Annotated in this window: 4 protein-coding genes and 3 pseudogenes; 3 read left to right on the top strand and 4 right to left on the bottom strand. The window is 72.5% G+C overall.

Features of this window, described 5'->3' with window-relative positions; all coding sequences use genetic code 11:
• The 3 genes and pseudogenes from VN520_RS31070 to VN520_RS31060 form a co-directional block, all read right to left on the bottom strand.
• Positions 1-575: pseudogene (locus tag VN520_RS31070) on the bottom strand (alpha-N-arabinofuranosidase); the annotation flags it as partial.
• 116 nt (positions 576-691) lie between these two features.
• Complete coding sequence (locus VN520_RS31065; RefSeq protein ID WP_325750270.1) at positions 692-1,765, bottom strand: glycoside hydrolase family 43 protein; 1,074 nt, start codon at positions 1,763-1,765, stop codon at positions 692-694.
• Positions 1,766-1,793: 28 nt separating this feature from the next.
• Entirely contained in the window at positions 1,794-2,846 is a 1,053-nt protein-coding gene (locus VN520_RS31060) for a rhamnogalacturonan acetylesterase (RefSeq protein WP_325750269.1), read from the bottom strand.
• Between the two features lie 178 nt (positions 2,847-3,024).
• Between VN520_RS31060 and VN520_RS31055 the strand changes: the two are divergent.
• From VN520_RS31055 to VN520_RS31045, 3 genes and pseudogenes are all read left to right on the top strand, one after another.
• Positions 3,025-3,390, top strand: a pseudogene (locus VN520_RS31055) (immunoglobulin-like domain-containing protein); the annotation flags it as partial.
• Between the two features lie 60 nt (positions 3,391-3,450).
• Positions 3,451-3,666: pseudogene (locus tag VN520_RS31050) on the top strand (hypothetical protein); the annotation flags it as partial.
• Between the two features lie 64 nt (positions 3,667-3,730).
• Entirely contained in the window at positions 3,731-4,669 is a 939-nt protein-coding gene (locus VN520_RS31045; protein ID WP_325750268.1) for a pseudouridine synthase, read from the top strand.
• 12 nt (positions 4,670-4,681) lie between these two features.
• Here the strand turns inward: VN520_RS31045 and VN520_RS31040 are convergent.
• On the bottom strand, positions 4,682-5,193 hold a 512-nt coding region (locus VN520_RS31040), incomplete at its 5' end, for an MBL fold metallo-hydrolase (protein ID WP_325750267.1).

Raw genomic sequence — 5,193 nt, 5'->3', positions numbered from 1 at the left:
GCGGTGACCGCGGTGCCGTCCGCCGTGGTGGCTCCGACGGTCAGCGCGGTTCCCGCGGGACGGTCGGTGCGGGCCCAGACGGAGAAGTCGTAGCGCTCGCCCTTGCGCAGGGTCAGGCCCTGGTTGTAGCCGGAGTTGGTGACTCCGAAGCCGGCTCCCCGGCCCCCTGTGCCGTCGAGGTCCAGGCGCAGGTAGCGGCGGTTGCGCTCGTGGAGCCGCTGGTCGTCGTCCACGGTCTCCGCGCGCCCCGCGCCGCCGGCCACCGAGGCCGTGCTCCAGGCGGTCATGGGTGAGTAGGCGGCGTTGTCGGCGCGGTCGTACTCGAAGGAGCGGTTCTGGACGAGTTCGGCGTAGAGGCCGCCGTCGGCGGCGTGGTTGATGTCCTCGTAGAAGACTCCGTACATCGAGTCGCTGATGGCGGGGCCCGTGCGCTCGGGGTGGACGGTGAGGGAGTAGTCGGTCGTCTCCGCCACGGACGGACCGTCCTCGGCGCGGGTGGGTGCGGCCACCAGCGTGCCGAGCAGGAGGGCGATGACCGGGACGGTGAGTCTCGGCCACAGGTGCGGGTGCGGCATGGACGCTCCAGAGATCATTGTTCGACATATCGGACGTTGATCAGAACTTCGAACGCACGATAGGCAGGGCGCGGCAGCGGGTCAACGCCCCTGCCCGAACCGGCCGGGACAGGACCTCAGGAGCGCACGGGGATCCCGAAGTCCGGGGTGCCGTCCGCACGCCAGCCGAACCGCTGGACACGGGTGTGCCGGTTGGGGTCGTGCAGCGGGTCTCCGGTGATCTCCTTGTACGGTCTGGCGTGGTAGACCAGCACGTCCGTGCGGCCGTCCTCGGCGACGGTGAACGAGTTGTGGCCGGGGCCGTACTGACCCGTCTCCTCGCTGCTGGTGAAGACGGGCTCCGGGGACTTGGCCCAGGACGCCGGGTCCATCAGGTCACTGCGGGCGTCGGCGGTGAGCAGGCCCATGCAGTAGTTCGCGTCCGTCGCGCTCGCGGAGTACGTCATGAAGACGCGGCCGTTGCGCTTGATGACCGCGGCCCCCTCGTTGACCTTGAAGCCGACGCACTCCCAGTCGTACTCGGGGGTGCTGAGCCGGATCTGAGGCCCGGTCAGCGTCCACGGGTCGGCCATCCGTGAGAGGAAGAGCCCGGTGTTGCTGTCCAGTCCGGGCTCGTGCTGGGCCCAGGCGAGGTAGCGGTCGCCGCGGTGGGTGAAGGTGTGGGCGTCGAGGGAGAAGGTGTCCCAGGCCGTGGTGATCTGCCCCTTCTCGGTCCACGGGCCGCGGTGGGGATCGGAGTTCGCGTTCTCCAGCACCCAGATCCGGATCTTCCAGATGTCGTCCGCGGGGGCCGCGGCGAAGTAGATGTACCACTTGCCGCCGATGCGGTGGAGTTCCGGTGCCCAGATGTGGGCGGCCATGTCCCCGGTGGTGTGCCTGGTCCAGATCACCGATTCACCGGCGGTGCTCAGGCCGCCGAGGGTGCGGGAGGAGCGCAGGATGATCCGGTCGTACTCGGGGGCGCTGGCGGTGAAGTGGTAGCGGCCGTCGGTGTGCCGGGTGATGTGCGGGTCGGCGCGCTGCTCCACGAGTGGGTTGCGGTACGGGGCTCGCGGCCCGGCGGCGTGGGCGGCGCCGGGCGCGGCAGTGTGGGCAGTGGCGTGGGCGGTGGCGGGCGCGGCGGTGAGGGCCCCCGCTGCGAGGGCTCCCCTCAGCACGGTCCTGCGGCTGGGTACTTCGGCTCGGCTCATGACTGTCACCTTTCGTGTGGGGACCTGTTCACCGGATCGTGCGCGGCGGGAGCAGTTTCTGCGCCCGCAGTTCGCCGAGGACGAGCTCGGCGTACTCGGTGGCTCCGCGCACCGAGGTATGGGTGTTGTCGCGCTTCTCGTCGTGGAGGTAGAGGGCCTTGGACCCCTCGGGGCCGAGCTCCTCGACCCGCGCCCTGGTGAGGGCGGTGAGGTCGACGAGCGGGGTGTCCTGCTCGGCGGCGAGGGTCCGCACCTCGGCGGGCAGGTCGACGCCCAGGCCGTTGACGAGCAGGGCGGTGCCGTTGTCGAGGGTGCCGTCGGTGTTGAACCAGCGGCGGACGACCGGGGTGACGAGCACGGGCCGGCCCCCCTCGGCGCGCACGTCCTCGATCATGGCGGTGAGGTTGGCCCGGTAGGTGTCGCGGTCGGTCTGCTTGTCGTTGTGGGCGAACTGGATGAGGACCAGGTCGCCGTGGTGGATACGGGCCCGCAGGGCGGGGAAGAGCGCCGGGTCGTCCCGGAAGGACTGCGAACCCTCGCCGGAGTCCGCGTAGTTGGCGACGGCCATCCGCTCGGTGAGGTATTGCGGGAGCTGCTGCCCCCAGCCCGTGTAGGGCGCTTCGTCCTGGTCGCAGACGGTGGAGTCGCCCGCGAGCAGGAGCTGCGGCGTCCGGACGCGTTCGACGTGGAGCGAGGCGAGCTGCGGCGCCGCGCCGCCGAAGGCGAGGTCGAGCCCCGGGCTGCCGGTGGCGCCGGTGGGCTCGCCCTCCGGGTCACGGACGTCGACGGTGAAGGTGCGGCGGACGGTCCCGCCGGCGCCGTTCGGGGTCTCGGCGAGCACGGCCCTGCGGGACTCCGCGGTGACCGCCGTGGAGCCGGCTCCGGCGCCGCCCCCCAGGAGGGCCCGGACGCGGTACGTGCCAGGGGCGACGTCGAAGTGGCAGACGACGGGCGCGGTGCCGTTGCAGTGGTCCCGCACCGCACCGGTACGGCCCTGGGCAGCGACGGGGGCGGACGTCAGGGCGGACAGGGCGGCAGCGGCGGTGCTGACGGCCAGCAGCGCGGTTCCGGCTCGGCGCATGACAGGGCTCCCGGGGTGAATGGATTCAGCGGGGCCAGACCATACGCGCATCGGCAAGCGCTTTCTACGGTGCGAACGGCTTTGGTCCGCCCCCCTTGACGCGAATGACGGACGGCTCTAACGTCGGTCCGATTTGACGAACGTCGTCCGGTATTTCGAACCTCGCGTCGGGAGGGCCATGCGTCCGCACCTCACGGGAAGAGGCCCCGCCCCGCTGCTGCCGCTGTTCTCCCTGGTCGCCGGCCTGCTCGTGTCCCCCGGAGGGGCCGCCCACGCCGGCCCTGCCCCGCCCGGCGACAGGGCTGCCCCCGGGCGGGCCGCCGCCGCGCTCACGGTTCACGGACTCGGCGACGTACGCGGAAACCCCACGCTGCCCGCCGCCGGAGCCCATGGCACCTCCGTCACGCGGAGGTCCCACGCGCCCGGGGTCATCGGCGCGACGGGCATCGTGCACCGCCCGGAGCCCGGTGCGGGACCGGAGCGGGGGAAGCTCGCGGCGGTCGTCACACGCGGCAGGGCCGCCGCGCGCCGCGCCTTCACCGCCTCGGTGCCCGAACTGCCCCGGAAGCAGCCGTTCACCGCCTACGCGATGAACTACTTCACCGGCGAGGGCCCCGTGGTCTTCAGGTCCGGCACCGAGGCGGAGTGGTACCTGTTCATCGACGAGTCCGGCGGCCGGGGGTACGTCCCCTTCGAGAGCACCGGTCTCGATTCGGAGCGGTGGACCGCGTCCGCCGGCCACGCCCTCCCGGCGGGCGCCCGGCACGGCACGGTGCTGCCGGTCACGCAGGAGGAGTACGAGCGTCTGCTGGGGGCGTACACGATGGGATGATGGAGGCTCTGCCCGTCCGTTCCGGGCCCCTCCGGTGACAAGGACCCAGACGATGAGAGGACGGGCGAAGCCCCCCGCCGCCCCGCTCCCCCAGCGGGACGGGATCGATCCGGTGCGGGTGAGGCTGCCGGAGGATCCCGGCGGTGCCTGGAAGAACGTCCGGGACCACCTGCTGGACCGCTTCGCGGGCGCCGTCGGGGCGCAGCGGGTGGACGCGATGCTCGCCGAGGCGCTGTTCGTCGGGGCGGACGGCCGCGCGGTGGGCGGCGACGAGCCGTACACGGCGGGCCGGTACCTCTGGTTCCACCGGGAGTTCGCCCCGGAGGAGCCGGTGCCCTTCCCGGTCGGTGTGGTCCACCGCGACGAGCACCTCGTGATCGCCGACAAGCCGCACTTCCTCGCGACCACCCCGCGCGGCCGGCATGTCACCGAGACCGCGGTGGCCCGGCTGCGCAGGGAACTGGACCTGCCGGAGCTGCAGCCCGCGCACCGGCTGGACCGGCTGACGGCGGGCCTGGTGCTCTGTGTCGTACGGGCCGGGGACCGGGGCGCGTACCAGACGCTGTTCCGGGACCGGCTGGTGCGCAAGGAGTACGAAGCGGTGGCACCGTACGATCCGGCGCTCACGCTCCCCCGCACCGTGCGGAGCCGGATCGTCAAGGAGCGCGGAGTCATCGCCGCCCGCGAGGAGCCGGGGGACCCGAACAGCGAGAGCCGGATCGAACTGCTGGAGCACCGGGGCGCCCTGGGACGCTACCGGCTGCTGCCCGCGACCGGACGCACCCACCAGCTGCGGGTCCATATGAACGCGCTGGGGCTGCCGTTGGTGAACGATCCGGTCTATCCGGTGGTGGAGCCCGAGCCGGAGCACGAGGACTACGCACGCCCGTTGCAGCTGCTCGCGAAGGTACTGGAGTTCACCGACCCGGTCACGGGCGAGCGGCACCGCTTCGGGAGCGGGCTGCGGCTCTCCGCGTGGCCGGACCGGTGAACCCGGTCGCGGTCAGTGGCCGCGGTTGATCCAGTCCTCCAGCTGCGGTGCCTCCGCACCGATGGTGGTGGGGTCCCCGTGTCCGGTGCGGACGGCGGTCTCCGGTGGAAGGGTGAGCAGCCGGTCCCTGATCGAGTCGATGATCGTCGGGAAGTGCGAGAAGGAACGCCCGGTGGCGCCGGGCCCGCCCTGGAAGAGGGTGTCGCCGGTGAAGACGGTGCCGAGCCCGGGGGCGTGGAGGCAGACGGCTCCGGGGGCGTGGCCCGGGGTGTGCAGCACCGTGAGGCGCGTCCCGGCGATCTCCAGTTCCTGACCGTCGGCGAGCCCGGCGTCGGGGTCACGGTGCGGGTGGGTCTGCTTCCAGAGCGGCAGGTCGTCCGGGTGCAGCAGGATCGGCGCCCCGGTCGCGTCGGCGAGGGCGGGGGCCGCGTCGATGTGGTCGTTGTGCGCGTGGGTGCAGATGATCGCGCGCAGCGTACGGCCGCCGAGTACCGCTGCGATCGCGGCGGCGTCGTGGGCGGCGT

The sequence above is a fragment of the Streptomyces sp. genome (assembly GCF_035563135.1).
In the GTDB taxonomy this organism is placed as follows: Bacteria; Actinomycetota; Actinomycetes; order Streptomycetales; family Streptomycetaceae; genus Streptomyces.
The sequence above is the reverse complement of the archived record's forward strand: the minus strand, read 5'-3'. Positions and strand labels throughout refer to the sequence as shown.

Excerpts from the sequence above, each read along its gene's own strand:
- VN520_RS31065 (WP_325750270.1), bottom strand. The coding sequence starts at position 1,765 with ATGAGCCGAGCCGAAGTACCCAGCCGCAGGACCGTGCTGAGGGGAGCC.
- VN520_RS31060 (WP_325750269.1), bottom strand. The coding sequence starts at position 2,846 with ATGCGCCGAGCCGGAACCGCGCTGCTGGCCGTCAGCACCGCCGCTGCC.
- VN520_RS31045 (WP_325750268.1), top strand. The coding sequence starts at position 3,731 with ATGAGAGGACGGGCGAAGCCCCCCGCCGCCCCGCTCCCCCAGCGGGAC.